Genomic DNA, 24397 nt, shown 5'->3' with positions numbered 1-24397 from the left:
TTCTTCGTCGTTTTCGTCATTATTATCATCAACTGTAGATATAGATCCACGATAAATAGGACTGGGAAAACTTAATGTCCCAGTCCCCAAAATTATCTAAATTTATTTATATATACACATAATAAAGCTAACAAATATCCCAAAACTGAAAAGAAAGAAATGAAATAAATCATATATTCCAAAGGAAATAAAAAAACACCAATCAAAATCCCGATAATACATCCCAGAAGCATAAAAACAGGAATTATAAAATCATAAAAATCAAAATTCCCATTATTATTCATCATGCTTTAAAACACGCAATAACTCCACCGATATTAGCAGCTCCCATAGTAGCCACACCACCCACGCAAGCAGCGCATATAGGAACGACACCGGCCCCGCAAGTTGAAACACAAGTTCCAGCTATTAACTTAGCCACAACCAAATCAACACCTAATACAGCACCTAAACAAAGTGCAGTTTTACCAAAACCAGCTGCAGCTAACCTTTCCCCTTTCTCATACTTCTTATATTTTTCGGGATTCTTTTTATAATCTTTTACTTCATCAACAATTTCTTTATTATTTTTGTATTTAAAATCAGTAATCTCATTTTTTACTAACTTACCATTTTTATACAAGTTGATGTCAAAAGTATTCTTATTACTCTTAGTCACAATCGCTTCAGAATACTCAAGTACTTTCTTATTTTTATCTAACACCAAAGTTAAATTACTAGTTAGACTATATTTGTCACTAAAAGGAACAGTAATATAAGTGTATTTCTTCCCTTTTTCATTAAATGTATTAACTTGAATATCTTGCAAATTCAAATCTTTTTGGTTGGTATTGACAATTATTTCTTTCTTCTGAATCTTATCTAAAACAAAATTTTTGTAATTAACTCCACTTTCATCTTTAGCACTAACAGAAAAAGAAAAAATATTAGATAAACTAAAGAAAATAACTAGCATAAATATAAAAGACTTAAACCTCATAAAAAACCTCCTATAAAATTAATAATAATATTTTCATATATAAATTTTACCATATTTTTTTGGAAAACACTCCTATTTTCATTCCAAATATAGAAAATTTGATAAATGTATCCTGTTAGATCGATTTCCCTAAATTATTCCAACTCACCATTTTTTAATTTGCTTCTCGCTTCATTAAAACAAAGACTTTGTAAGTAAAATTTTTCTATAAATTATCACCTTCGAGACAAATTTACGCTGAATGACTTCCTCTTAAATTAAAAAATGAGTCGCAATGAAAATAACGTACGCATTAAGCGTTTTTTAACCCTTGTTTTGCTCTTTCTAATCAATGCTATAGTATGTTTTACGAAGATTGGTGTTGGCAAAAGTCGCTTATTATTCCAACATCTTGGAACGTGCAGCACGGTTAAAGCAACCTTTATGTATCACACACGATATAAAGCCGAAAAAAAAGACATTCAGCCTCTCAACTGAATGTCTTTTTGATTAATGTTTCACTTGTACGATACGTGCATATTTCAAAAACTGAGCCGGATACTTCGCCTTCACTTCTTGTGGCGTCAAATAAGTCACACCGACAATGTGCCAATTCGGATTAAATCGATAAAATGAGTCTTTCTCCATACTCCATTTCACCATATTTCCATTTTTGTTATAGCGTGGTAACGTCACTTCATGACCTTCTAAGACGTTAATGTAAGTTTGAAAAATATCTACATCGATACGTTCAAATTGATCCATCACTAAAAATTGGCGATCCGTTTTAGGCATTAATTCTGTTATGAATCCTTCTCTATAATACAATGCGCCTGCTTCATTAGGTAAATATCTCCCGTACAACATCTCTTCGGAAAAGTCAGGATGCCCTACTGTAACGACTGATGTAGCATTCGCTTTTTCAACAAGTGTTTTGGCAGATTTCAAACCTTCTTCCTTATCATGAGCTAATAATAAAATAAAAGGCTTAATCTCTTCTCCGTTGTGACCTTCGTCTGAATGTGTGACAGCTTCAAATTGTCCTTTTAAGCCATCATTTTCGCTCATTTCCATAATCGCATCAAATTGTGTCGGTGTGAGGCTCGCAATCGCTTGTTTCGCATTTTCTTGTAAGAAGTACAGATTTTTAAGTTTAGGATGCTTGTTCAATGTCATCAAACTGACAGGTGGGATATCTTCTACATAACGAATCTCGATTGCTGTACTGTTCGTTCTCCCCGCTTCTGGTGGTCTTTGATGAATATGATGTGCCACTTCTGCGCGACCAATGACGGACTGATTAGAGTAGCGGTTATAGACGATAATCTGATCGCCGACTTCAAGTTGCGTATAGTGATGATAGCCATTTCTTTTAATGCCATTAATTGTATGTGTGTAAATCGTATACGTTTCATCTGGCTCAAAATTTTCAGTTTCCGCAATAAAAAAGTATCTTGGAATAGAAATGTCACCACTGCCTAGCCCTTTAATCAATTCGAATTCGTCGTAAGAAATTTTATTGAACAATGTTTCTTTCATGTTGTTCATACGAAACTCTAATGGTTCACTTCTTTTAAGGTAATCTGTCGTTAATGCTTTAAACGTTTCAACAAATTTGAACTCAACATGTATTTTATTTTGTGCGCCTGTTTGAACGTTAGTAATCTCGCCCCAACCGAGTAAACCGGCATCTGTTTGAACTTGGTAGAAGATGACTCTATCACCGATTTTGGCTTGTTTAAAAGCACGAAACCCTTGTGTTGGATTAAACTGTGCTCCTGATTCAAATACTGTTTTTTGTCCAACGAGTGGTTCATTGTGATTCCATCGATTATAACCACAATTCAGCCAAAAATAATTCGTTTCTGCTGTCATGGTAACATTGTATCTCCTTCTTTAATTATTTTATCTCATTTATTATAAAAGTATTGTCATCAAACAACAATCACTTTTTGCTATCCGTTAATGAGTTGTAATATTCCAGCGACAACTGGGAATAAATTAATCATGATGCCGCCGAGTTTTAACATCGGGCTTATGTCATGTTGAGGTAAGGTCCATAACGTCGCAATCATGCCTATCATTCCAATGACAATCGGAAATACAAGGGATGGAAAAAGGAGTGCTTGAAAGAAAATCGTTGCACCTGCGACCACGCCACATATTAATGCGATATATAGTCCAATTTTCATAATAATCTCCTGTTCTTTAAACGTAACTCACCATAAGCGTAAAATCACCTTCAAAAACATTGTCTAAATCTTCTGCTGTTAAAATCAAATGGTTCCCTTTTTGAATATCATAAATTTCACCATCAGATATGAGTTGTCCTTGTCCTTCAAGCACAGATACTAACACAAACTCGCGTGGTTTCATATAATTCAGTGTGCCACTAATCTCCCATTTTGCCACTGTAAAAAAGTGGTTTTGTACAAATATCGTACATTTATGATTCTCAATGACTTCCGTTTGTGGAATGACATTTGGACTTTCATCACCAATATTAATGACATCTTTACCCTTCTCAAGATGTAAATCACGCTTCTTTCCCTCTTTATCCACGCGATCATAATCATAAATACGATAAGTTGTATCTGAGGACTGTTGTGTCTCTAAAATCATAATCCCATCACCAATTCCATGCACCGTTCCAGCTGGTACAAAGAAAAAATCACCTTTATGTACAGGGACACGCTTAAATAAACGTTCAAACTCATGTTGATCTAACATCTCATTTAAAGCTTCACGTGATTCCGCGTGCGTGCCATAAATAATTTCAGCACCTTGTCTCGCTTCAAGAATATACCAACATTCTGTCTTGCCGTATTCACCATTTTCATGTTCGTAAGCATACGTGTCATCCGGATGGACTTGGACAGATAATTTCTCTGTTGCATCTAGTATTTTTGTTAATAAAGGAAATTTCTTTGTCGGAAATTCACCGAACAATTTCGGTTGATTTTCCCACACCTCATCTAATGTTTGTCCTTTAAACGGACCATTTAAAATGCGATTCGCACCATGTGGATGAGCTGAAATTCCCCATACCTCTCCAGTATGGTCACTCGGTAAATCATAACCAAATTGTGCGAGATTTGTTCCACCCCAAATTCTTTCCTGAAAAACAGGCTCGAGTATTAATGGCATTGGGGATCACCTCTCATTCTTTCATAGTTTGCTAATTTTCATTATGTATGTCAGATATGATTTTTGGGAGTGACATTGAAATCCAGCTTTTAAAAGATTTCGTCGTCCCATCCCGACAAGGATAACTTCAACTGAATTCAGCTTACATATCAGCATGTTTTCAATTTAGCTATCACCTACTCTTGTATCACACAAAAGTACTTTGCTAGTACATGACACTTGATGCCTATGCCCCAACAAAATAGCACAATAATCTATTGTCATTGTAACACATCTAAAATAAAAGCGCTTCAGATTTTAGAAAGTCTACCATTTTCCAAAATCTGAAGCACTTTAACTTCAATGTATCCACATCGTCATGATGAATTAATGTTCGTTGACGATATAGTTCTCAACAAGTGTTTGACGAATTTCTGCTAAGTGAACCGTCATCAAATTTGAAGATGCTGCACTGTCTTTATTTTTAATTGCCTCTAAAATGACACGATGTTCGTCCATCAGTTTTTCCATCGTCTTTTGTCGACTATAAATATAGATATGTCGCGTCCCTTTCATCGTGTGTTGGATTAAATCGGCAATATTGTTCAACAACTCATATAACAAATGATTGTCCGACGCTTTAGCAATAGCAAGATGAAATTTCAAATCTGCTTCTTCGCCTGATTGATGGCGTTCAATCGCTCTATTCATCTCATCTAAAGCTTCTTCCATGACTTGAATGTCTTTTTCTGTTCGTCTTAATGCAGCAAATCGTGCCGTCGCAACTTCTACAACTTCTCGTAATTCTAATATTTCACGCACCCTTTTTTGTGTTAATGCTTGCGAGGTAAAGTCAAAAAGTAACGGCTGCTTCTGCTTAACGAAAGTGCCATAGCCATGTTTAATATCAATTAATCCAATAATTCGTAATGCATTCAGTGCCTCTCTAATGGACGCATTACTTACCCCATATTCTTCAGCCAACTTTTGTATAGAAGGTAAACGGTCTCCCTCTTTCAACACACCTTCTTCAATTTGTTGGATTAAAATATCTGCAATTTGCTCGTATATTTTTTGATTCGAAATCTTCATGTACGCCTCCACAACCCTTCGACATTATTTTATCAGAAAAACAGTGGTTTCTCTTGGTTATTCTGACATCTCTTCACAATATTTTTGAGTATATGAAATAAATTGATTCAATTCATGACCATTTTTATTTTCAAAGTATACAGTTTTTTGATAATGTGGTTAGTATGTGAAAGGAGTGCTCACAGTTGTTTACATTTACCAAACTATTCTGGCACAATACGCAAAATCAAAAACCTAAATTATTTGCGATTACTTTAATTGGTTTTGCAATTTTATTATTACTTACCGTATTAGCAATGTCACCATACACACTCTTACTACAAGTGTGGCAAATGTCGTTGCTAACAGGACAGCAAAATTTAACAACCTTGATTTTAATGATGGTTGGTGCAATTATTTTAACGATTTGTTTATTTACGATGCTGATTTTCCCATTTTTCGTTGGTGTCATTAGAGCGATTTATCACGGCATTTCAGATACGACCCACGTACGTTGGAAAGATTTATTTGGCGCATTTAAAAAAGGTGTTTGGGGTAAATCTGTTATCGTAGGCATTTTGCTATTACTCTTTATCGTACTCATGGCAATCATTTATGCTTTAGTGAACGCAGGCATGACATACATCGTCCAACATATTTTCAATTGGATAAGTGGAACAGGTATCGGACAAGGCGTGTTACAAGTAATTGTCAGCATACTTATCGTGCTCATTTCATTCGTACTAAGCATTGTTATTTGGTTTGCGGCACTTTTCATTACAAACGTCGCTGTATCACTTAATGAAGATGCATCAAGAACAATGAAAATACACTTTAAAGAAGCATGGTCAGGCATTAAAAACGGTAAGAAGACATTTTTCCGCTTCTTAATCGGTATTTTATTACTGAACTTAATCTTTATTATTTTAAATGAGCCAATCAACTTCTTAATTCAGCAAAGTCTCGCACATATGTCACAAAACTTGGCTTATACTTTATTAATGATTTTAAATGTTGTCTTTTTACTGATTCGCTATTTCATTTATTTCCTTATTATCGGAACAGTCGTACAATACTTTGTGCGCCGCGGTCGTAAAGAAGAACATGTTTAAAATGTAGTGTTTGAAACCAACTGCATCATGCATAGAATCAATGTATTAAAAATGTTATATCGATAAACAAAAACTTTTATCATTAACCTATATATGTCCATAAAGAATAGGGCCTGGGAAAACATAATGTCTCAGGCTCTTTTCACGTAAAAAAACATCAAACAATCGTCTGAAGTTGTTTGATGTTTTTTTATTTTTGAGGTGTATGATTTCAAGTTCTTATTTCAATAAATGCTTTTTAAGAAATTGTGCTGCCCCATCCGCATTATTATCGAAATCCGTTTCATAATCAGTCATTTCTTTAATATGGGGAGCTGCATTAGTCATCGCCACAGTGACTGCACCTTTTTCAAACATCGTGCGATCATTATCACTATCCCCAATTACTAATGTATCAGACATTGCAATATTGTAATGCGCACACATTTCCTCGATGCCTGTTCCTTTATTAATCTGATACGCCATCGTTTCCACATTATTTGGTGTGGAGTTTGACACTTCAATATTCAGTGTTTCTGACTGTTGCATCATCTTTTCACGAAATTGTTGAATATGTGCTAAATCAGGATGGAATAAATAAATTTTTGAGAAGCCCATTTCAGTTGGAATTTTAGCTCTCCATGTTAATTTCCCTTCAATTGCTTCATGTCGAGAAAGCCACTCGCTGCGGTGTACAGTTTCCGGTTTGTCACCTTCTATCATTCGTAACATCCACGCTTGATCTTGTTCTAAAGCAAATCTCGGTTCACTAAATGGGAAAACTTCGTAATACACCCCATCTTGTTGTGCCGTTGCTACAATACTTTTGACCGCTTCAACACTTAAGTCATGTTCAAACAACACCGCTTCTCCAATATGTCCAAGTGTGCCATTTGAAGAAATGATACCATCAAACTCAAGATCATCTGGAATAAGCAAGTGAATCTCTTCGTACGCACGTCCTGTCGCCAAAAACACTTTATACCCTTGTTCACGTAATTGGTTTAAAATCTGTGCTGTTTCCTCAGAAGCTCTGTTGTTACTATGGAGAATCGTGCCATCCATATCTAAAAAGATTGCTTTCACGTTTTGCATAGTTACTGTCCTTTCATTCATAAATTATAAATTCATTGTGTCACCAAATACTTCGCGGCGCAACAATCATCTTTCTAAACTTTTACAATTTGATAACGGCCGTGATGATGATACAATGCAACTGGCATATCAAAGAGCTTTGACAATGCTTCAGCCGTCAAAACAGTTTCAATAGTCCCTTGTGACTGAACCGCTCCATTTTTAAGTAATAAAGCATGCGTAAAATCTTCGGTCACTTCTTCAATAAAGTGTGACACGTAAATCAATGTTGTTTGAGGAAAATGTTGACGAATCCGTGATAAAGTTGCCATCAGTTGTTCACGACCGACAAAGTCTAAACCATTCGCGGGCTCATCTAAAATCAATAATGGCGGTTCATTCATTAAAGCCCGCGCTAATAGCACACGTTGTTGCTCTCCAGTAGACAACAACCCAAAATATTGGTCTTCGAATGCCTGCATATTGAGTAATGCCAGCATTTCCCGTGCCATTTGGACTTGAGCATCAGTCGGTTGTTCATATAGACCGATTGATTTGAAAATGCCACTCAGTACAACATCACGCACGATTTCCCCTTCAGAAAAACGATCTCTTAATGAACCTGACACATAACCAATATGTTCACGAACGTGATGTGCTGAATAGCCTCGTTTGCCTGGAACCATGCCAAACAATTGAATTTCACCCGCTGTTGGAAAGTCATAGGCATTAATAATGTTCAATAATGTCGTCTTACCTGCACCGTTTAAGCCGTATATCAACCAACACTCTCCCTCGTTGACTTGCCAGTTGATATCGGATAATAATATTCGTCCACTTTTACGTTTCGCACCTTGTTGTATTGAAAATAACATGTGCCCACCCCCATGTTGCATATTAGCTTTATCATAGCAAAGTTTGGGGATTGTACCAATAGTGTGGGAGAAAGTCATAGAAAAAGGCCAGGAAACACTTCCTAGCCTTCCTTAAAAGACAAAAAATATGAACACTGAAAAAACAATGATATTCATCGGCACCATTGTCCATAACATCTTTTTCGCCTTCGCTTTTAAATCATGCGTTTTGTTTAATGTGATTTCAGTCACCACCGTACTCAATAAAATCACAATAGTCATGATACCGTATAGCAATACATTTTCCGTATACAAGTGAGTCATTGGCAACGAAAAAAACACCAGCATCGTTGCGAAATTGAGTGAAAAATAATAGTTGTTAATGAAATGTGTCATCAAAAGCACCTCTACCCTCAAGTTGATTTACATCAGATCGCACTAGCCAACTTAGTTATCCCATACCCTCTTATGCATACGCATATTTTGGTTATTCAAATAATAAAAGTTCTAAAAGATGTGATGGCCCTGTCATTTGTACAGAAAAGATGTCATGATAATTTGAAAAAATTTAAATATTAATTAACTATTTCAACCTCTCCAGAAATCAACCTTTCTACAATGCTATTGTGTATGATTCCAACAAATGTTTTAGCTGAATCTGGTGTGATTGTAATTGTTTTATTCTTATCGTCAAAATTAACTTTCAACGATTCATCAAGTTTTTCCACTGCTTTTTTAATCTGCGAAATTGGATGACTTGTTTCGGGTATATTATATTTTGACAACCTTCGAATAGACCTCGCACTACTACTTAATTTTTGAGAAACCAAGTTATTATCCAAGCCTAAAAACCTATAATTATCAGATGAAACAGTGTACTCTCCTGTAATAAACTTATTAATAGTTGCTTGTGATTTAGCTTTCCTATTTTCATTTAATGTCAACATACTTTCAAAATTATTAACGTTATATACAAAGAGTCTTTTAGTATTTCGATCTAATCGAGCTGTTACAGCAGGTGGAAGTTGAATCCCTTTAGGTACATTAACCACAGTACTATGTCGGGTTATTGACAAAGACACAATAGGTTTATTTTTTATTACAGCATTTCTCGCAATTGATAAAAAATAAAGTGAATTTTCATCCTGTGCGATTAAAAACTTTATTCCTTCGCTTTCTTCAAAATTAATTACCCTTTCTGGTTTATTACTAAAATGTGAGAATTGAATAAAACTAACTACTTGGTTATTCATACATTTTTCTATTTCTGATTTAAAATTGTATAGATAACTTTCTTTTAAAATCTCATCAAAATCAACATAATATGGTATATCTTCTATTAAAGCATTCCCATTCAAAATTTGCATTTCATGTTCTGTTGCCATTTTTTGTTGTAAATCATTTCTAAAGGTATTGTATATAATATCTTTTTCATTATCACCTGTCTGTAGTAAATAAATTCTATACAACTTAGATGCTTTTGATGTACATACATAAATTCTCTCTAAACTCACTATTAAAGACCTCACTTCTCATACATTGTAATATATACCTTTGACTTAAATGGTTCTCCTAAATGATAAACTTTAAAATCTTTGAATTTATTCGATTTAAAAGTAAACACATAGTTTTCATCTTCAGTTTTACATAAATCGATACCTAGTATGATTAGAAAAACATTTGGAAATATATCTGTACTCTTTATAACTAAAACATATATTAAAACTTGTATAATTAAAAACGTTAGTATGGTTATAAATAAATCTTCCTCTATAATCAAAACAGCTGGCAAAATATTACCTAAAAGAAATGATATGACATCGCCATTCCTTTCTTTTAATTTATTCTCTTTAAATTTCTCTTTTCCTTCACCTAATACTTGATTTGTTGAAGAATTCGTATATTGATAAATTAAAACACCCTTTAGTAAAATAAGTAATATTACAAAAAAGAGAATCAATATACCTAACCATACAAAAATATTAAATCGAATTCCAAAAATCCCACCATCAAATGTATCTTCAAATTTGTAATGTAGTTGAATAAAAAACAAAAGATATGCTGGTGACATAGCAGTTAAAAAATATAAGACTTTATAATAAACATACATACCATAAAAAATGTTATATACACCACCGTTTATTGTATATGTTAGAAAATAAAATTATTGAAGTTAAACTTTAAATTCAGATATATACATGTATTTTCAAACAAATATTAATATTAGATAACTATGGTGCTTTCCAAATAATCCCTCAATTTCAATGTGCTTCATTGAATAGGCAATATCGATATAAGCATAACATCATATACATTATTCAGACTCTTTACACAGTTTATGTATGCGTTGTTATTGGTAATAATGTGTTATCCAATATTAAATACTTTCAATAAGCTATCCAAATAACACGTTCTGATTGAGAACATTGTCTATATAAAACAAATCCCATTATGAAAACTGTTTTAAAATTTCACCGTCAAGATGTTATCAATACAAATAACACTAAAAAATCCGCTCACTTATTTTAATTATAAGCGAACGGATATTAGTTGTTCAATATTCTAATAATCATTTTACATTTTAAATAACAATATCATTTTTTTGAACAACTTTTTGCTATCGTAAGAATAACTTTATTTTCTATTCCACAGTAACTGATTTTGCTAAGTTACGTGGTTTATCCACGTCTAAGCCACGGTGTAATGCGGCATAGTATGAAATCAATTGTAATGTGACAACAGATACAAGTGGTGTTAATAACTCGTGTACGTGAGGAATCACATACGTGTCACCTGGTTTTTCAAGACCTTCCATTGAGATGATACATGGATGTGCACCACGCGCAACGACTTCTTTTACGTTACCGCGTATAGAAAGGTTCACGCCTTCTTGTGTCGCTAATGCTACAATTGGTGTCCCTTCTTCAATTAATGCAATCGTACCGTGTTTTAATTCTCCGCCTGCGAAACCTTCAGCTTGGATGTATGAAATCTCTTTTAACTTCAATGCACCTTCTAAGCTCACATTGTAGTCGATTGTACGTCCGATAAAGAAGGCATTGCGTGTTGTTTCTAAAAAGTCTGTCGCAATTTGTTCCATTTTCGGTGCGTCGTCCACAATTGTTTCAATCGCAGCTGTCACTTTTGCCAATTCACGTAATAGGTCGATGTCTGCTCTACGGCCACGCTCTGTTGCTACGACTTGAGAAAGGATAGATAATACCGCAATTTGTGCTGTATACGCTTTTGTTGACGCTACCGCAATCTCAGGACCTGCATGTAACAATAACGTATGATCCGCTTCACGTGATAATGTTGAACCTGCAACATTTGTAATTGTCAGTGACTTATGACCCAATTTCGTTGTTTCTACTAATACAGCACGGCTGTCCGCAGTTTCCCCAGATTGAGAAATATAAATGAACAATGGCTTTTCAGATAATAATGGCATATTGTATACAAATTCTGATGCCACGTGGACTTCTGTTGGAATACCTGCCCATTTTTCAATGTATTCTTTACCTACTAAACCTGCATGGTAACTTGTCCCCGCTGCAATAATGTAAATACGGTCAGCTTCTTTCACATCTTTGACAATTTCAGGGTCGATTTTCAACTCACCTTTGTCGTCTTGATATTCTTGAATAATACGACGCATCACAGCCGGTTGTTCGTGAATTTCTTTTAACATGTAGTGTTCGTAAATGCCTTTTTCTGCATCTGAAGCGTCAATTTCAGCAATATAGCTGTCACGTTCAACAACTTCACCGTCTAAGTTTTTAATGACAACATCGTCACGTTTAACAAGGACGATTTCTTGGTCTTTTAATTCTTTATACTCGCTTGTCACTTGAATCATTGCTAAAGCATCTGAAGCGATAACATTGAATTTTTCACCAATACCGACTAATAATGGTGATTTGTTTTTAGCAACATAGATTGTTTCACTGTCTTCACGATCTAATAAACCTAATGCATATGAACCATGTAATAAAGACACAACTTTTGTGAAAGCTTCTTCAGTTGATAAGCCTGTTTCTGAAAAATGTTCAACTAATTGTACGATAACTTCAGTATCTGTATCTGAAACGAGCGTTACATTAGGAATATACGTTTCTTTTAACTCTTCATAGTTTTCAATCACACCATTGTGTACTAATGTAAAACGTTCACTTGTTGACTGATGTGGATGTGAATTTTCATAGTTAGGAATACCGTGTGTTGCCCAACGTGTATGACCGATCCCTGTTTGACCATCGATTGCGTTGTCAGCTTCTCGACGTAATTCCGCGATACGTCCTTTCGCTTTTGTGACAGTGACTTCATTGTCATTACGTGTTGCAATACCTGCTGAGTCATAACCACGATATTCGAGCTTTTCTAAACCTTTTAATAAAATCTCTTTTGAATTTTGGTAACCAATATAACCTACAATTCCGCACATAAATAAATTCCTCCACATTGAAATAACGGTGCTATTGTACATTTTTTCACATATTGGTACATGCTGTTTTCATGCTCAATATTGAAAATTGCATTAGCATCGCTCTCTAATTATTGTTTTTAATATTGGCGATCTTACTAACTTTGTCCAACAAGTTACCCTGTCGTTTTAATCAGTAAGCTACGAATGAGCCACATCCGGGATAGCATCCGCCGATCATATTCGATCACTATCCTCCTCGTCCACAAATACATCCTATCCATCTGCTACACACTCTGCTTTAGTATGTAGGTCATCAATGTATACTTTGCACTTGCGCTGGCGCTTTGTACTGCCTCACATCTCTACCCTCCTTCTCTCAGAATATAACCTATTGTACAATGAGTGAAACTTTATTTGCAAATAAAAATACAATATTTCCGAAAATTGATAATACGCCTATCTGCCTTATATGACGTGTCTCGAACTCTATTATAATGTTTTGATATTCTGTATTGTTCAATTATAAAAAATAAAGGTTATTTGCTAACAGTGTTAGATGAGATTGCTCAATATTTTTGAAAAAGCGCTTTCAATACAAGCCGCACCCTTTATTGTCATTAACAACTGTTTTCGTCATTGTTTCGCACACGCTTTTCTTCTTCATCCTCGTTTTTCATGACACTATTTGTCAATTTTCTTCCTACACATACATATTCAGACCTTTCAAATTGTTTTCCCCTAACATCATTTTACTTTTGTAGCATAATTTTTTAGTTTCATTTTTCAAAGTGTCTTTTAACCAAGATCCTTTTTCTTCTATATAAAAAGGACTAAATGAATTTTGGCATTTTCAAAGTGACAAGTTGGCATTTTCTTTTTATTGTAAACGACTTATTGACGCTTTAAGATGTACAGACAAACCATTTTATTTTAAGGGGTGTCAAACAGATGGCAAATCAAGAAAAAACAGAACAAAAGCCGATGAAAGAACAAATTCAACGACGCGTTCAAGCATTCGGTTCTTTTTTAAGTAGTATGATCATGCCGAATATCGGTGCGTTCATTGCTTGGGGTCTGATTACTGCATTATTCATTCCTGATGGCTGGCTTCCAAATGAGGAACTTGCCAAAATGGTCGACCCAATGATCAAATTTTTAATTCCATTACTCATCGCCTTCAGTGGTGGTCGCCTTGTCCATGATTTACGTGGTGGGATTGTCGGTGCGACTGCAACAATGGGGATCATCGCTGCATTCCCTGATACACCTATGTTGATCGGTGCGATGATTATGGGTCCATTAGTCGGTTGGCTCATGAAAAAAGTCGATCAGTTCCTACAACCACGTACACCAAATGGCTTAGAAATGTTATTCAACAACTTTTCAGCTGGTTTCCTTGCATTCTTTATGACAATTTTCGGTTTCAAAATTTTAGGGCCGATTGTTGAAGGTTTGATGAAAATACTCGGTGCGGGTGTAGATTTCCTAGTCTCACACCACTTGTTACCACTTGCAAGTATCATTATTGAACCTGCAAAAGTTGTTTTCTTAAATAATGCGATTAACCATGGTGTTCTCACACCACTCGCGACTGAACAAGTAAGTCATGCGGGTCGTTCGATTCTTTACACACTTGAATCCAATCCTGGACCTGGTTTAGGTATTTTACTTGCTTACATGGTCTTTGGTAAAGGTACAGAAAAAGCAACATCATACGGGGCAGCTTTTATCCACTTTATCGGTGGTATTCACGAAATTTACTTCCCTTACGTTCTTGCACGTCCATTGTTGATTTTTGCTGCAATGGCTGGTGGTATGACAGGTGTGGCAACATTTAGCTTATTTAACTTTGGTTTAACTAGTCCAGCGTCACCAGGTTCCATTCTCGCTTATTTCTTTGTTACACCTAAAGGCAGTTACTGGGTGATGTTATTAAGTATTTTCTTATCAACATTAGTGACATTTATCGTCGCATCTGCCATTTTGAAATTCTCTAGAGGTTCAAAAACGAGTCTTGCTGATGCAACAGCCAAAATGGAAGCGACAAAAGGCAAAAAGTCTCGTGTGCGTGACACATTTATCCAAGATGACGAGAAAACGACTACAGAAAATACAACTGCAACAACTGAGTCTTCTACTGCAACTGAACAAAATGATGTACTCGCAGAAGATGATCCAGAAGCGTTATTAGACAAATATGATACTGAAAATGTTGAAGCGCATGATTATAGCAATATCGATCACATTATTTTCGCTTGTGATGCTGGTATGGGCTCAAGTGCAATGGGTGCAAGTATGTTACGTAAAAAGTTCCAAAAAGCTGGTATTGAAAATGTTGAAGTGACAAACACAGCAATCAACCAACTTTCAAATGAATCACAACTTGTCATCACTCAAAAAACATTGACAGACCGTGCAATCAAACAAGTACCTAACGCTATCCATCTCTCTGTAGATAATTTCTTAAACTCACCACGCTACGAAGAATTAATTAAAAATATTAAAGAAAAAGAGAATAAAGAATAAGAAATCACGTAATGGGGATGTGATCTGCTTAATGTATATCAGACGTAGAGAGCGAGACATATTAGAAATACTCCTGAAAAATCAAGGATTACCTATTTCTCGATATGATATTGCGCAACAATTAGGGGTATCTTCGCGAACGGTGCATCGAGAGCTTAACAATCTCGATGACACCCTCGCACCTTTTGAAATAGAACTTCAACGTCCTAAAAATCAAGGACTCCTCTTGGTCGGTACAGCTGACAATATGACACGTTTACAACAAGAATTAGGTCAAGATACCGTCATTGATTTAAGCACAGAAGAACAAAAAGTCATTATTTTATATGCATTAATTCAATCTAATGAACCCGTTAAACAAGTCGGTTTAGCTTCTGAAATCGGTGCGTCACTCCAACAGCTCAGTAAAGTATTGGATGCGCTCGAACAAGATTTGAATCAGTTCAAAATTGAGCTCATTCGAAAGCGCGGTGTCGGTGTTTCAATTCATGGAAGTGAGATGCATAAACGCGAACTGCTCAGCCAACTGATGATGGAACGCTTAGACAGTACGAGTGTTTATTCGGTCATTGAAAACCATTTTGTCTTTCAATCTTTAAATCATAACCGATTGCCAATGGTCGATATGAAAGAAATTTTCCAGGTTGAACGCTTGCTCATGGATGATTTAGATCATTTGCCCTATGCATTAACCGAATCCAGCTATTTGGCATTGATTGTTCATATCGTGTTAAGTATTGAGCGTATGCGCCATGAGCAATATGTCTCTATTAATGACGACACGATGGCAGATGTTCAAGCGACAGAAGAATATCAAATTGCTTGTAACATTTCTGAACGACTCGGACAGCATTACGGCATTACGTTTGACCAAGCAGAAGTCGCCTTTATCACGATTCATTTACGCGGTTCAAAACGAAAAAATGATAAAGAAGATCAACAACTATCACAAAACGTACCACAAGTCGCTCAGTTAATCACTAGTGTTGCAGAAGAGACAAATCTACAGTTCAACAATATCAATGAATTAAAAGAAGGCCTATTGTTACACTTAACGCCTGCCTTAAACCGGATACACGCTAAAATCGAAACTTACAATCCGATGACAACACGTATTCAAAGTGCTTATCCATTATTATTTCAAGCTGTTAGACATGCTGTCGCTCGATTATGGCCACAACTGCACTTTCCAGACCACGAAATCGCCTTTTTAGTCTTGCATTTTGGTGGCGCTGTCCAAAAACGCCAGCACGCATCGTCTGTTTTAGTCGTATGTAGTAGCGGTGTTGGTACGAGTCGTATTTTAGCTAATCGATTAGAAGAAACATTTCCAATGATTGATCGTACGACGCAAATGTCAGTGAGTGACTTGCAATCGCATGACCTCACACAGTATGACGCAATTATTTCTACAGTGGAACTGGATTTAGATCAACCTTATTTAACGGTAAATCCACTACTGCCTGAACATGAAATTGCGAAAACTTCTGCATTTTTGCATCAACAGCTTCCACAAATGTCAGAAGCACGTTCAAGTAAGAATGACACGACTATTGTACCGGTAACGCATATCAGTGACACAACTGTCGTGAATCAAAAAATTGATGCGATGCGCGAAAGCTTACAACTGTTAGATTCGTTTGAAATGTTACAAACTGATTTGACTGATTGGACGCAAGATATCGCGCAACATCTTTATAACAAGCAAATTACGCATCATTTAACTGCGATACAACAACTATTGAAAGAACGTCATGAAAATCAATCTTTTGTATTATCACCATTTCATGTCGCCATTCCACATTTTATCAGTCCACACATCGATACACCTTACATCGGCGTATGGCATTTGGCAACACCTTATGATTTCGGTGAAGATTTAACCGTCGATACGTTGTTCTGTGTCTTTTTACCAGAAAATACACAGCTCCAACGACTCGTCAGTGAGATATACGGTCAGTTGTCACTCGCACTAGACGAGGATGACGATGCACTGAATGACTCACAACGCATTGAACAATGGATTAAGACAAGTATTATCACATTGAATCATATTTAACGAGGAGCGATTTATTATGGAAAACTTATTAAGAGATGAAAATGTTTTATTAAACCAATCAATTCATTCACAAGACGAAGCTATCGAAAAAGCGGGTCAACTTCTTGTAGAAAGCGGTGTCGTTAAAGCTGGTTATGTACAAGCAATGAAAGACCGTGAACAAATCGTATCTACATTTATGGGTAACGCTTTAGCTATTCCACACGGTACAGACGAAGCAAAAAATGAAGTACTCGCATCAGGTTTATCCTTATTACAAATTCCAGAAGGTTTAGATTGGAACGGTGAAGAAGTGAAAGTCGTCATCGGTATCGCTGGTAAATATGGAGAACATTTAGACTTATTATCACAAATCGCGATTACATTTAGTGAAGAAGAAAATGTAGAAAAAATCGTCAATGCAGATTCTCCACAAGCCATTCGTCAAGTGTTCGAGGAGGCGGATGCATAATGAAAGCACTTCATTTTGGAGCTGGTAATATTGGTCGTGGCTTTATCGGTTTTATTCTTGCAGACAACCATTTTGATGTGACATTTGCGGATGTCAATACAGATATCGTGAATGCACTTAAAACTGCACAAGCTTATGAAGTCACACTTGCTGACGAAGCGCAAACAAAGACGACGATTCAAAACGTCAATGCGATTCATTCTGCTGAAGAACAAGAAGCGTTGAAAAATGCGATTTTGGAAGCAGATTTGATTACAACTGCTGTTGGCGTGAATATTTTACCCATCATCGCCAAATCATTAGCGCCTATTTTAAAAACACGCACAACGCCGGTAAACATCGTTGCTTGTGAAAATGCGATTAACGCGACAGATGCACTGAAAACGGCAATTTTAAATGAAGTCGAAACATTAGACGACAACATCCATTTCTCAAATGCTGCTGTTGATCGAATCGTCCCTCTACAACATCATGAAAATATTTTAGATGTGACAGTAGAACCTTTTTATGAATGGGTGATTGAACAATCGACTTGGCACGGGGCACAATTAGACGGTGTGAAATATGTAGATGCATTAACACCTTACATCGAACGTAAATTGCTGACAGTGAACACAGGTCATGCCTACCTTGCCTACGCTGGACAATATTTCGGCCATCAAACGATTTTAGAAGCGGTCAAAGATGAAAATATCGTGAAAGAATTAGAACGTACATTAACGGAAACAAGTCGTTATATTACGAACACTTTTGATTTTTCTGCTGAGGAACAAGCGGCGTATCGTCAAAAAATCATCGACAGATATCATAACAAATATTTGTCAGATGACATTCAACGTGTCGGACGTGGTGTATTGAGAAAATTAGGACCTCAAGATCGTATTATGAAGCCTTTGAAAGCATTATATGAAGCCAATGAACCGCATGATGCGTTAACACAACTTGCAGCTTATGCACTCGTATACAAAGACGCACAAGATCCAGAAGCCGTTCAAAAAGAAGAACGTATTCAAGCAGTCGGTGTTGAGGCATTTTTACAAGAACATGCGCAATTAGACGAAAAATTAGCACATGCCATTGCGAACAAATATCAAAAATTATCATAGCATTTAAAAGCTGGGAATTATGCATCCCAGCTTTTTCTTATGCGTTGTAGCTTTTGATTTCGCTCATTTGATAACAATGATGAATTTCAAGTTTGCCATCGTGGGATCGCATTACCTAGTGAACTTACCTCAACGGATTTCGACTTCATTTAATTGTACAATGAATGGCAGTCGAATAGGATGTTCAATGTTCACTTCCTGATGATAGATATTTTAAATCTACTAGATTGGCTTGCGATACAATTGAGTTTTCTATCCTTTTGATATGGCTCCAATGAAATCAAAGACGTTTCTGAAACAGAAGAACTCCCTCTGAACAAGGTGCAATCACGCTTGTTTAAAGGGAGTTCATTATATTTAAGCGTCTAAGCCCATTTTTTCTTCTACAACTTTCGCAATGCGTTCAGCAAAGTTTTGTGCGTCTTCATCTGTTTTGGCTTCTACCATGACACGTACGAGCGGTTCTGTTCCTGATGGGCGCACTAAAATACGACCTTCACCATTCATTTCCGCTTCAACTTCATCCATCACAGCTTTGACGTCTTGATTGTCTTCTACGCCATATTTATCTGTTACACGCACGTTCACAAGTGATTGTGGATATTTCTTCATTTGGCCTGCAAGTTCACTCAATTTTTTACCTGAGCGTTTCACAACAGCTGCCAAATGCACACCTGTTAATAAACCATCACCTGTTGTATTGTAATCCATCATAACGATATGACCAGATTGCTCGCCACCTAAATTGTAGTTACCACGGCGCATTTCTTCCACAACGTAGCGGTCACCGACTTTTGTTTTATCAGATTGAATCCCTTCCGCTTCTAATGCTTTGTAGAAACCTAAGTTACTCATCACTGTCGACACAATCATGTTGTCGTTCAATTCTTGATTTTTCGCCATTTCTTGTCCGATCACAAACATGATTTGGTCCCCATCAACAATTTGGCCCTTTTCATCGACAGCAATTAATCGGTCACCGTCGCCATCAAAAGCTAAACCAAAATCACATTCATTGTCGACAACTTTTTGCGCTAATGTTTGTGGATGTGTTGAACCCGTTTGATCATTAATGTTATAACCATCTGGGTTGCAACCAATCGTTACCGTATCTGCTTCAAGGTCACCGAATAGAAATGGTGCTAGTGCTGCAGTTGAACCATGTGCACCATCCAACGCAATTTTTAAACCTTCCAAATTCACTTCGATTGTTGATTTTAAATAACTTAAATATTTTTGCGCACCTTCAAAATAATCAGATGTGTGCACAATATCAGTACCTGTAGGACGCGGCAAGTCTGGATTTTCTTGATCAAGTAATGCCTCGATTTCATTTTCTTGGTCGTCTGACAATTTAAAGCCGTCTGAACCAAAGAATTTAATCCCATTATCCGCAACTGGATTATGTGAAGCTGAAATCATGACACCTAATTCTGCGCCCATTTCTCTTGTTAAATAAGCGACACCTGGAGTTGAAATAACGCCTAAACGCATCACTTCAGCACCGATAGAAACTAATCCCGCGATTAACGCATATTCTAGCATTTCACCTGAAACACGTGTATCTTTACCAACGAGTACGCGTGGATGTTTCTTATCTTCGTTATGCGCGAGGACATATCCTCCATAACGACCTAACTTAAATGCGAGTTCAGGTGTCAGTTCTTGGTTTGCAACGCCTCTTACACCGTCTGTCCCAAAATATTTACCCATAAATCATATCTCCTTTTATTTCATTCATCATTCTACATTAATTTTTGCTTTAATTTTTTCTGGTGATGTTTTTGTGACATTTTTCGGTAAGTCTAATCTTACTTCCCGTTCTGTATCAGATGAAACACCTTTCACATCAATTTCACCACTAATTTCAGAAATCTCTTCTAAATCTTGACGGTTTCCAAAAATTTCAACAGTATCAGAATCCAAATCAATACTTGAAACTTTCAAGCCATCTGAAGGTGTACCTTTTGTCGATACATCTAATTTAACTTTTTTTGAATAAGGCTCCACTTCCGCTGTTAAATCAACTGTCGGATGATCGACTTGTACATCCAGTTTATTCATATTTTTATCAAAGACAGAAATATTTGCTTCTCCCGTCGTTTTTTCTGAAATGTTATTTTCGTTACGGAAACTTGCTTTCACAAATGCAATGCGATCTAATTGTGCTTTGCCCCCTGTGATTTTAACAGTTTGTGGTGACACCGATGTATCTGTAATTTTGAAATTCGGATCAATCACATATGGACTCACATTCGGTTCGACATTATATGTTCTTGTTTCCTTTTTCTCAACTGAGAGTGTCACTTCTTTCGGATATACACGATAATTGATATCTTTATCTAAACCTCGTACTTGAAAGTCTAATGAATACTCACCGGGTTGGATATTTGAAGCATCTAACACAACTTTAAAATCTTCTGTCTTTTGCGCACGTAACACTTTAGATTGCGGACCGTTCAGCTCTACATCTACCGTATCAGGTGCACCAGAAATATAGAGACTTTTATTATTGTTAATCACTTCAACCGGTGCATTTTTAATCGTTTTATTCCCATCATTGGAAACACTGTCTGTATTGAAGGCATCACCGAGTACATGATTCACCGATAAGAATAAGAGCAATGCTAAAATAAAAGCAGTAAAACGTAAACCCCATTTTGATTCTAACATCTAATTCACACCTTTCTTTCCAAAGTGTGAGCCAAACCAATGCTCAGATAACAGTTCTTCAAACACTTCAGGTGAAATATCTTTTCTCAATTTACCATCAAACGTGACAGAAACTGAACCCGTCTCCTCAGATACAACGACTGTAAATGCATCAGAAACTTCAGAAATCCCCACTGCTGCACGGTGCCGTGTTCCAAGACTCTTCGCTATTTTCGGACTATCGGACAAAGGTAAATAACTTGCCGCTGTCGCAATTTTATCGCCTTGAATAATCATAGCGCCATCATGTAACGGGGTGTTAGGAATAAAGACATTCGTCAATAATTCTTGTGAAATATCTGAATGCATCGGAATACCCGTCTCTATATAGTCTTGTAAACCGGTTTCCTTTTCAAATACAATTAATGCACCTATACGTCGCTTTGCCATATACTGCACTGCTTTAGACACTGAGTCCACTAACTTTGGCACTTCTACTGTAGACGTTGTTGAGTATCGTTTGAACAAGCTCCCTCTCCCAAGTTGTTCTAACGCACGTCTAATTTCAGGTTGGAAGATTACAATAATGGCTAAGAATCCCCATTGTAATACCAAATCAAAAAGTCTCGAAGTCGTTGTGAGTTGTAAGTATTCACTGATTGCTTTACCTACAAGTATAAATAATATCCCTTTTAATAATTGAATTGCTTTCGTCCCTTTAAAGACTGTAATCAGTAAATAAATGACATACCATACAATTAATAAATCTAGAATACCTGTGATGACCTCAAGCGTACTTAAATTTTCAAAGAGGTGTGAAATTTGCATAGTATCTCCTCCGGTAATCTATTCCCATGTCCCTTATTATACCAATGTTAATAAGCGTTTGTCATATCGGAGTACAAATAAATCAGATTTAAATATCCAAAAGTAAATGTACAGCCGATTTTTACAAATTCCCTCTTTTCCACCTCATAAGCATATTAAAAACGAGATGAAGATCACCTCTGCAATCTTTATCTCGCTTCTTATTTTAAGTCTATTTCATTTATAATAATGTTTCACCAAAAAATGAACCTAAAAGTGCGACAGCTTGTTCTGCTGTATGATTTTCCACATCTAATAGAGGATTGACTTCTACAATATCCATAGATGTAATTAAACCTGATTGATTGAGTAATTCTAAAGCATAATGACTTTCTCGATAAGTTAAACCACCTGACACTTTAGTACCCGTTCCTGGCGTTTCGTTTGGATCTAAAGCATCGACGTCTAACGATAAATGAACACCATCAGTTCTATCTTTTAAATAGGCGATACTTTCTTCAATAATCGGACGAATGCCACGCTCGTCAATATCGGCCATTGTATATGTACGAATTTGATGTTTTTTAATATATTCACGTTCACCAAAATCTAAATCTCGCATACCGATAAGAACAATATTTTCTGGTTTCACTTTTGGTGCAAAACCGCCAAGCTGAACTAACTTTTCATCACCTTCACCAGCTAAAACGCGTAATGGCATACCGTGCATATTACCTGAAGGCGATTCTTCCGGTACATTCAGGTCGCCATGCGCATCATACCAAATAACACCCAAGTGATCATAATGTTCAGCAACACCTGAAATCGAACCAATTGCTAAGGAATGATCACCACCCAGAATAACTGGGAAATGTTGCTGACGAATACTTTCTGACACTTTATCTTTTAGTGCTTTAGAAAAAGTAAGGATTTCTTCATAATTTTGTAATCCCTCTTGTTGAGACATAAACTTCTCAATATCAACAGGTGGTGCTTCTACGTTACCCGCATCAATCACCTCATGACCAATGCGTTTCAAGCGCGGTAATACACCCGCATAACGAATGGCATCTGGACCTAAATTCACACCTAGTTTTTTTTGTCCAAATGTCGTAGGTGCACCAATAAGCTCTATGATTTTATTCATTTGTTGTCTCCCCTTTTTAAATGATTCCTTGATCTGTGTCTACCATCAAATTGCCCCTTTAATTCAATTTAATGTGCGCACAATGTCAGAATAATTGTTTATACGAACGAATTCAAGCGTTTTCAAAATTCATTTGACACAAGTTATTTAATTATATGTGATTTAATGAATTTTTATAACTGCTGTATGTGGTCGATAAGATTTTTGATGAATGAAACATTTAATTTTATTCATTTTATAATTTGAGTGAAAATGGAAGCTGTGATCAAGTTAATAAAAGAAATCACACTTTTGAGGAATAGAGAGTCGTCAATATTTCATAAGGAATGATTGCGTATAAGATGTTTTATGCGCTTAAGTTAAAACGGACGATTAAAGAAGAAAAATAAAAAACCCTATCCCATTTGGAATAAGGTTTAAAAGTGAGCCATAGAGGATTCGAACCTCTGACCCTCTGATTAAAAGTCAGATGCTCTACCAGCTGAGCTAATGGCTCATATGGCTGGGCTAGCTGGATTCGAACCAGCGAGTGACGGAGTCAAAGTCCGTTGCCTTACCGCTTGGCTATAGCCCATTAATGGTGGAGGGGGGCAGATTCGAACTGCCGAACCCGAAGGAGCGGATTTACAGTCCGCCGCGTTTAGCCACTTCGCTACCCCTCCGATATGTATAAAATTTAAAATGGTGGAGAATGACGGGTTCGAACCGCCGACCCTCTGCTTGTAAGGCAGATGCTCTCCCAGCTGAGCTAATTCTCCATATATGAATGACCCCTACGGGACTCGAACCCGTGTTACCGCCGTGAAAGGGCGGTGTCTTAACCGCTTGACCAAGGGGCCATGGCTCCACAGGTAGGACTCGAACCTACGACCGATCGGTTAACAGCCGATAGCTCTACCACTGAGCTACTGTGGAATAATCTTAACCTGGCACCGTCCTACTCTCGCGGAACGTAAGTCCGACTACCATCGGCGCTAAAGAGCTTAACTTCTGTGTTCGGCATGGGAACAGGTGTGACCTCTTTGCCATTGGCACCAGATTAAGTATTT

20 protein-coding genes, 6 tRNA genes and 1 rRNA gene are annotated in these 24397 nt (G+C 36.5%); 5 read left to right on the top strand and 22 right to left on the bottom strand.

What is annotated here, in order from left to right; all coding sequences use genetic code 11:
- Positions 1–283 precede the first annotated feature (283 nt).
- From CCE82_RS11665 to CCE82_RS11645, 5 genes are all read right to left on the bottom strand, one after another.
- A complete protein-coding gene (locus CCE82_RS11665) occupies positions 284–979 on the bottom strand; it encodes a hypothetical protein (RefSeq protein ID WP_086429534.1) in 696 nt (231 codons plus the stop codon).
- Between the two features lie 489 nt (positions 980–1468).
- Entirely contained in the window at positions 1469–2833 is a 1365-nt protein-coding gene (locus tag CCE82_RS11660; protein ID WP_086429533.1) for an EVE domain-containing protein, read from the bottom strand.
- 80 nt (positions 2834–2913) lie between these two features.
- Positions 2914–3150, bottom strand: a complete 237-nt coding sequence (locus CCE82_RS11655; RefSeq protein WP_086429532.1) for a hypothetical protein — start codon at positions 3148–3150, stop codon at positions 2914–2916.
- Positions 3151–3166: 16 nt separating this feature from the next.
- Positions 3167–4105: a mannose-6-phosphate isomerase, class I gene (manA, locus tag CCE82_RS11650; protein ID WP_086429531.1), complete on the bottom strand. Its 939-nt coding sequence runs from the start codon at positions 4103–4105 to the stop codon at positions 3167–3169.
- A 366-nt stretch (positions 4106–4471) separates the two neighbouring features.
- On the bottom strand, positions 4472–5176 hold the full coding sequence (locus CCE82_RS11645) for a FadR/GntR family transcriptional regulator (RefSeq protein ID WP_086429530.1): 705 nt from the start codon (positions 5174–5176) through the stop codon (positions 4472–4474).
- Positions 5177–5361: 185 nt separating this feature from the next.
- Here CCE82_RS11645 and CCE82_RS11640 point away from each other — a divergent pair, with 185 nt between their 5' ends.
- Positions 5362–6267 (top strand): lytic transglycosylase, encoded by a 906-nt coding sequence (locus CCE82_RS11640; protein ID WP_086429529.1) that lies wholly within the window; start codon positions 5362–5364, stop codon positions 6265–6267.
- 219 nt (positions 6268–6486) lie between these two features.
- Here CCE82_RS11640 and CCE82_RS11635 read toward each other — a convergent pair whose 3' ends face one another.
- From CCE82_RS11635 to glmS, 6 genes are all read right to left on the bottom strand, one after another.
- Positions 6487–7341 (bottom strand): HAD family hydrolase, encoded by an 855-nt coding sequence (locus CCE82_RS11635; RefSeq protein ID WP_086429528.1) that lies wholly within the window; start codon positions 7339–7341, stop codon positions 6487–6489.
- Between the two features lie 74 nt (positions 7342–7415).
- Positions 7416–8195 (bottom strand): ABC transporter ATP-binding protein, encoded by a 780-nt coding sequence (locus CCE82_RS11630; RefSeq protein ID WP_086429527.1) that lies wholly within the window; start codon positions 8193–8195, stop codon positions 7416–7418.
- A 111-nt stretch (positions 8196–8306) separates the two neighbouring features.
- Complete coding sequence (locus CCE82_RS11625; RefSeq protein WP_086429526.1) at positions 8307–8570, bottom strand: hypothetical protein; 264 nt, start codon at positions 8568–8570, stop codon at positions 8307–8309.
- A 179-nt stretch (positions 8571–8749) separates the two neighbouring features.
- Complete coding sequence (locus CCE82_RS11615) at positions 8750–9688, bottom strand: hypothetical protein (protein WP_086429524.1); 939 nt, start codon at positions 9686–9688, stop codon at positions 8750–8752.
- An 11-nt stretch (positions 9689–9699) separates the two neighbouring features.
- The gene (locus tag CCE82_RS11610) at positions 9700–10227 is read right to left on the bottom strand and encodes an antibiotic resistance protein VanZ (RefSeq protein WP_240507205.1); all 528 of its coding nucleotides are present in this window, start codon (positions 10225–10227) and stop codon (positions 9700–9702) included.
- A gap of 588 nt (positions 10228–10815) precedes the next feature.
- Positions 10816–12618: a glutamine--fructose-6-phosphate transaminase (isomerizing) gene (gene glmS, locus CCE82_RS11605; RefSeq protein WP_086429522.1), complete on the bottom strand. Its 1803-nt coding sequence runs from the start codon at positions 12616–12618 to the stop codon at positions 10816–10818.
- Positions 12619–13548: 930 nt separating this feature from the next.
- On the opposite strand from glmS, the gene CCE82_RS11600 reads away from it, so the two are divergent.
- The 4 genes from CCE82_RS11600 to CCE82_RS11585 are packed head-to-tail and all read left to right on the top strand — an operon-like array spanning position 13549 to position 18742.
- Complete coding sequence (locus tag CCE82_RS11600) at positions 13549–15126, top strand: PTS mannitol transporter subunit IIBC (protein WP_086429521.1); 1578 nt, start codon at positions 13549–13551, stop codon at positions 15124–15126.
- Positions 15127–15157: 31 nt separating this feature from the next.
- A complete protein-coding gene (locus tag CCE82_RS11595) occupies positions 15158–17185 on the top strand; it encodes a BglG family transcription antiterminator (RefSeq protein ID WP_086429520.1) in 2028 nt (675 codons plus the stop codon).
- A 16-nt stretch (positions 17186–17201) separates the two neighbouring features.
- On the top strand, positions 17202–17636 hold the full coding sequence (locus tag CCE82_RS11590; protein ID WP_086429519.1) for a PTS mannitol transporter subunit IIA: 435 nt from the start codon (positions 17202–17204) through the stop codon (positions 17634–17636).
- Positions 17636–18742: a mannitol-1-phosphate 5-dehydrogenase gene (locus CCE82_RS11585; protein WP_086429518.1), complete on the top strand. Its 1107-nt coding sequence runs from the start codon at positions 17636–17638 to the stop codon at positions 18740–18742. Before CCE82_RS11590 ends, CCE82_RS11585 begins: the two co-directional genes overlap by 1 nt.
- Before the next feature lie 357 nt (positions 18743–19099).
- Here CCE82_RS11585 and glmM read toward each other — a convergent pair whose 3' ends face one another.
- From glmM to rrf, 11 genes are all read right to left on the bottom strand, one after another.
- Positions 19100–20455, bottom strand: a complete 1356-nt coding sequence (glmM, locus tag CCE82_RS11580; protein WP_086429517.1) for a phosphoglucosamine mutase — start codon at positions 20453–20455, stop codon at positions 19100–19102.
- A 27-nt stretch (positions 20456–20482) separates the two neighbouring features.
- Positions 20483–21415, bottom strand: a complete 933-nt coding sequence (locus tag CCE82_RS11575) for a CdaR family protein (protein WP_086429516.1) — start codon at positions 21413–21415, stop codon at positions 20483–20485.
- Complete coding sequence (cdaA, locus tag CCE82_RS11570) at positions 21416–22222, bottom strand: diadenylate cyclase CdaA (RefSeq protein ID WP_086429515.1); 807 nt, start codon at positions 22220–22222, stop codon at positions 21416–21418.
- Positions 22223–22442: 220 nt separating this feature from the next.
- Positions 22443–23348, bottom strand: coding sequence for an arginase (gene rocF / locus CCE82_RS11565; RefSeq protein ID WP_086429514.1), 906 nt, complete (start codon positions 23346–23348; stop codon positions 22443–22445).
- A 423-nt stretch (positions 23349–23771) separates the two neighbouring features.
- Positions 23772–23844, bottom strand: a tRNA-Lys gene (locus CCE82_RS11560).
- Between the two features lie 3 nt (positions 23845–23847).
- Positions 23848–23922 (bottom strand) — tRNA-Gln (locus CCE82_RS11555).
- Between the two features lie 4 nt (positions 23923–23926).
- Positions 23927–24010 (bottom strand) — tRNA-Tyr (locus CCE82_RS11550).
- Positions 24011–24030: 20 nt separating this feature from the next.
- Positions 24031–24106 (bottom strand) — tRNA-Val (locus tag CCE82_RS11545).
- A 9-nt stretch (positions 24107–24115) separates the two neighbouring features.
- Positions 24116–24187: transfer RNA gene (locus CCE82_RS11540), tRNA-Glu, on the bottom strand.
- A gap of 1 nt (position 24188) precedes the next feature.
- Positions 24189–24263 (bottom strand) — tRNA-Asn (locus CCE82_RS11535).
- Positions 24264–24272: 9 nt separating this feature from the next.
- Positions 24273–24387: ribosomal RNA gene (gene rrf, locus CCE82_RS11530) — 5S ribosomal RNA — on the bottom strand.
- Between the last annotated feature and the right edge of the window lie 10 nt (positions 24388–24397).

The sequence above is a fragment of the Staphylococcus cornubiensis genome (assembly GCF_900183575.1).
Lineage (GTDB): Bacteria > Bacillota > Bacilli > Staphylococcales > Staphylococcaceae > Staphylococcus > Staphylococcus cornubiensis.
This window is presented reverse-complemented; position numbering and strand designations above follow the sequence as displayed.

Excerpts from the sequence above, each read along its gene's own strand:
- CCE82_RS11665 (WP_086429534.1), bottom strand. The coding sequence starts at position 979 with ATGAGGTTTAAGTCTTTTATATTTATGCTAGTTATTTTCTTTAGTTTA.
- CCE82_RS11625 (WP_086429526.1), bottom strand. The coding sequence starts at position 8,570 with ATGACACATTTCATTAACAACTATTATTTTTCACTCAATTTCGCAACG.
- glmM (WP_086429517.1), bottom strand. The coding sequence starts at position 20,455 with ATGGGTAAATATTTTGGGACAGACGGTGTAAGAGGCGTTGCAAACCAA.
- CCE82_RS11655 (WP_086429532.1), bottom strand. The coding sequence starts at position 3,150 with ATGAAAATTGGACTATATATCGCATTAATATGTGGCGTGGTCGCAGGT.
- CCE82_RS11575 (WP_086429516.1), bottom strand. The coding sequence starts at position 21,415 with ATGTTAGAATCAAAATGGGGTTTACGTTTTACTGCTTTTATTTTAGCA.
- CCE82_RS11660 (WP_086429533.1), bottom strand. The coding sequence starts at position 2,833 with ATGACAGCAGAAACGAATTATTTTTGGCTGAATTGTGGTTATAATCGA.
- CCE82_RS11635 (WP_086429528.1), bottom strand. The coding sequence starts at position 7,341 with ATGCAAAACGTGAAAGCAATCTTTTTAGATATGGATGGCACGATTCTC.
- CCE82_RS11600 (WP_086429521.1), top strand. The coding sequence starts at position 13,549 with ATGGCAAATCAAGAAAAAACAGAACAAAAGCCGATGAAAGAACAAATT.
- CCE82_RS11645 (WP_086429530.1), bottom strand. The coding sequence starts at position 5,176 with ATGAAGATTTCGAATCAAAAAATATACGAGCAAATTGCAGATATTTTA.
- glmS (WP_086429522.1), bottom strand. The coding sequence starts at position 12,618 with ATGTGCGGAATTGTAGGTTATATTGGTTACCAAAATTCAAAAGAGATT.
- CCE82_RS11630 (WP_086429527.1), bottom strand. The coding sequence starts at position 8,195 with ATGTTATTTTCAATACAACAAGGTGCGAAACGTAAAAGTGGACGAATA.
- cdaA (WP_086429515.1), bottom strand. The coding sequence starts at position 22,222 with ATGCAAATTTCACACCTCTTTGAAAATTTAAGTACGCTTGAGGTCATC.
- CCE82_RS11590 (WP_086429519.1), top strand. The coding sequence starts at position 17,202 with ATGGAAAACTTATTAAGAGATGAAAATGTTTTATTAAACCAATCAATT.
- CCE82_RS11595 (WP_086429520.1), top strand. The coding sequence starts at position 15,158 with ATGTATATCAGACGTAGAGAGCGAGACATATTAGAAATACTCCTGAAA.
- rocF (WP_086429514.1), bottom strand. The coding sequence starts at position 23,348 with ATGAATAAAATCATAGAGCTTATTGGTGCACCTACGACATTTGGACAA.
- manA (WP_086429531.1), bottom strand. The coding sequence starts at position 4,105 with ATGCCATTAATACTCGAGCCTGTTTTTCAGGAAAGAATTTGGGGTGGA.
- CCE82_RS11585 (WP_086429518.1), top strand. The coding sequence starts at position 17,636 with ATGAAAGCACTTCATTTTGGAGCTGGTAATATTGGTCGTGGCTTTATC.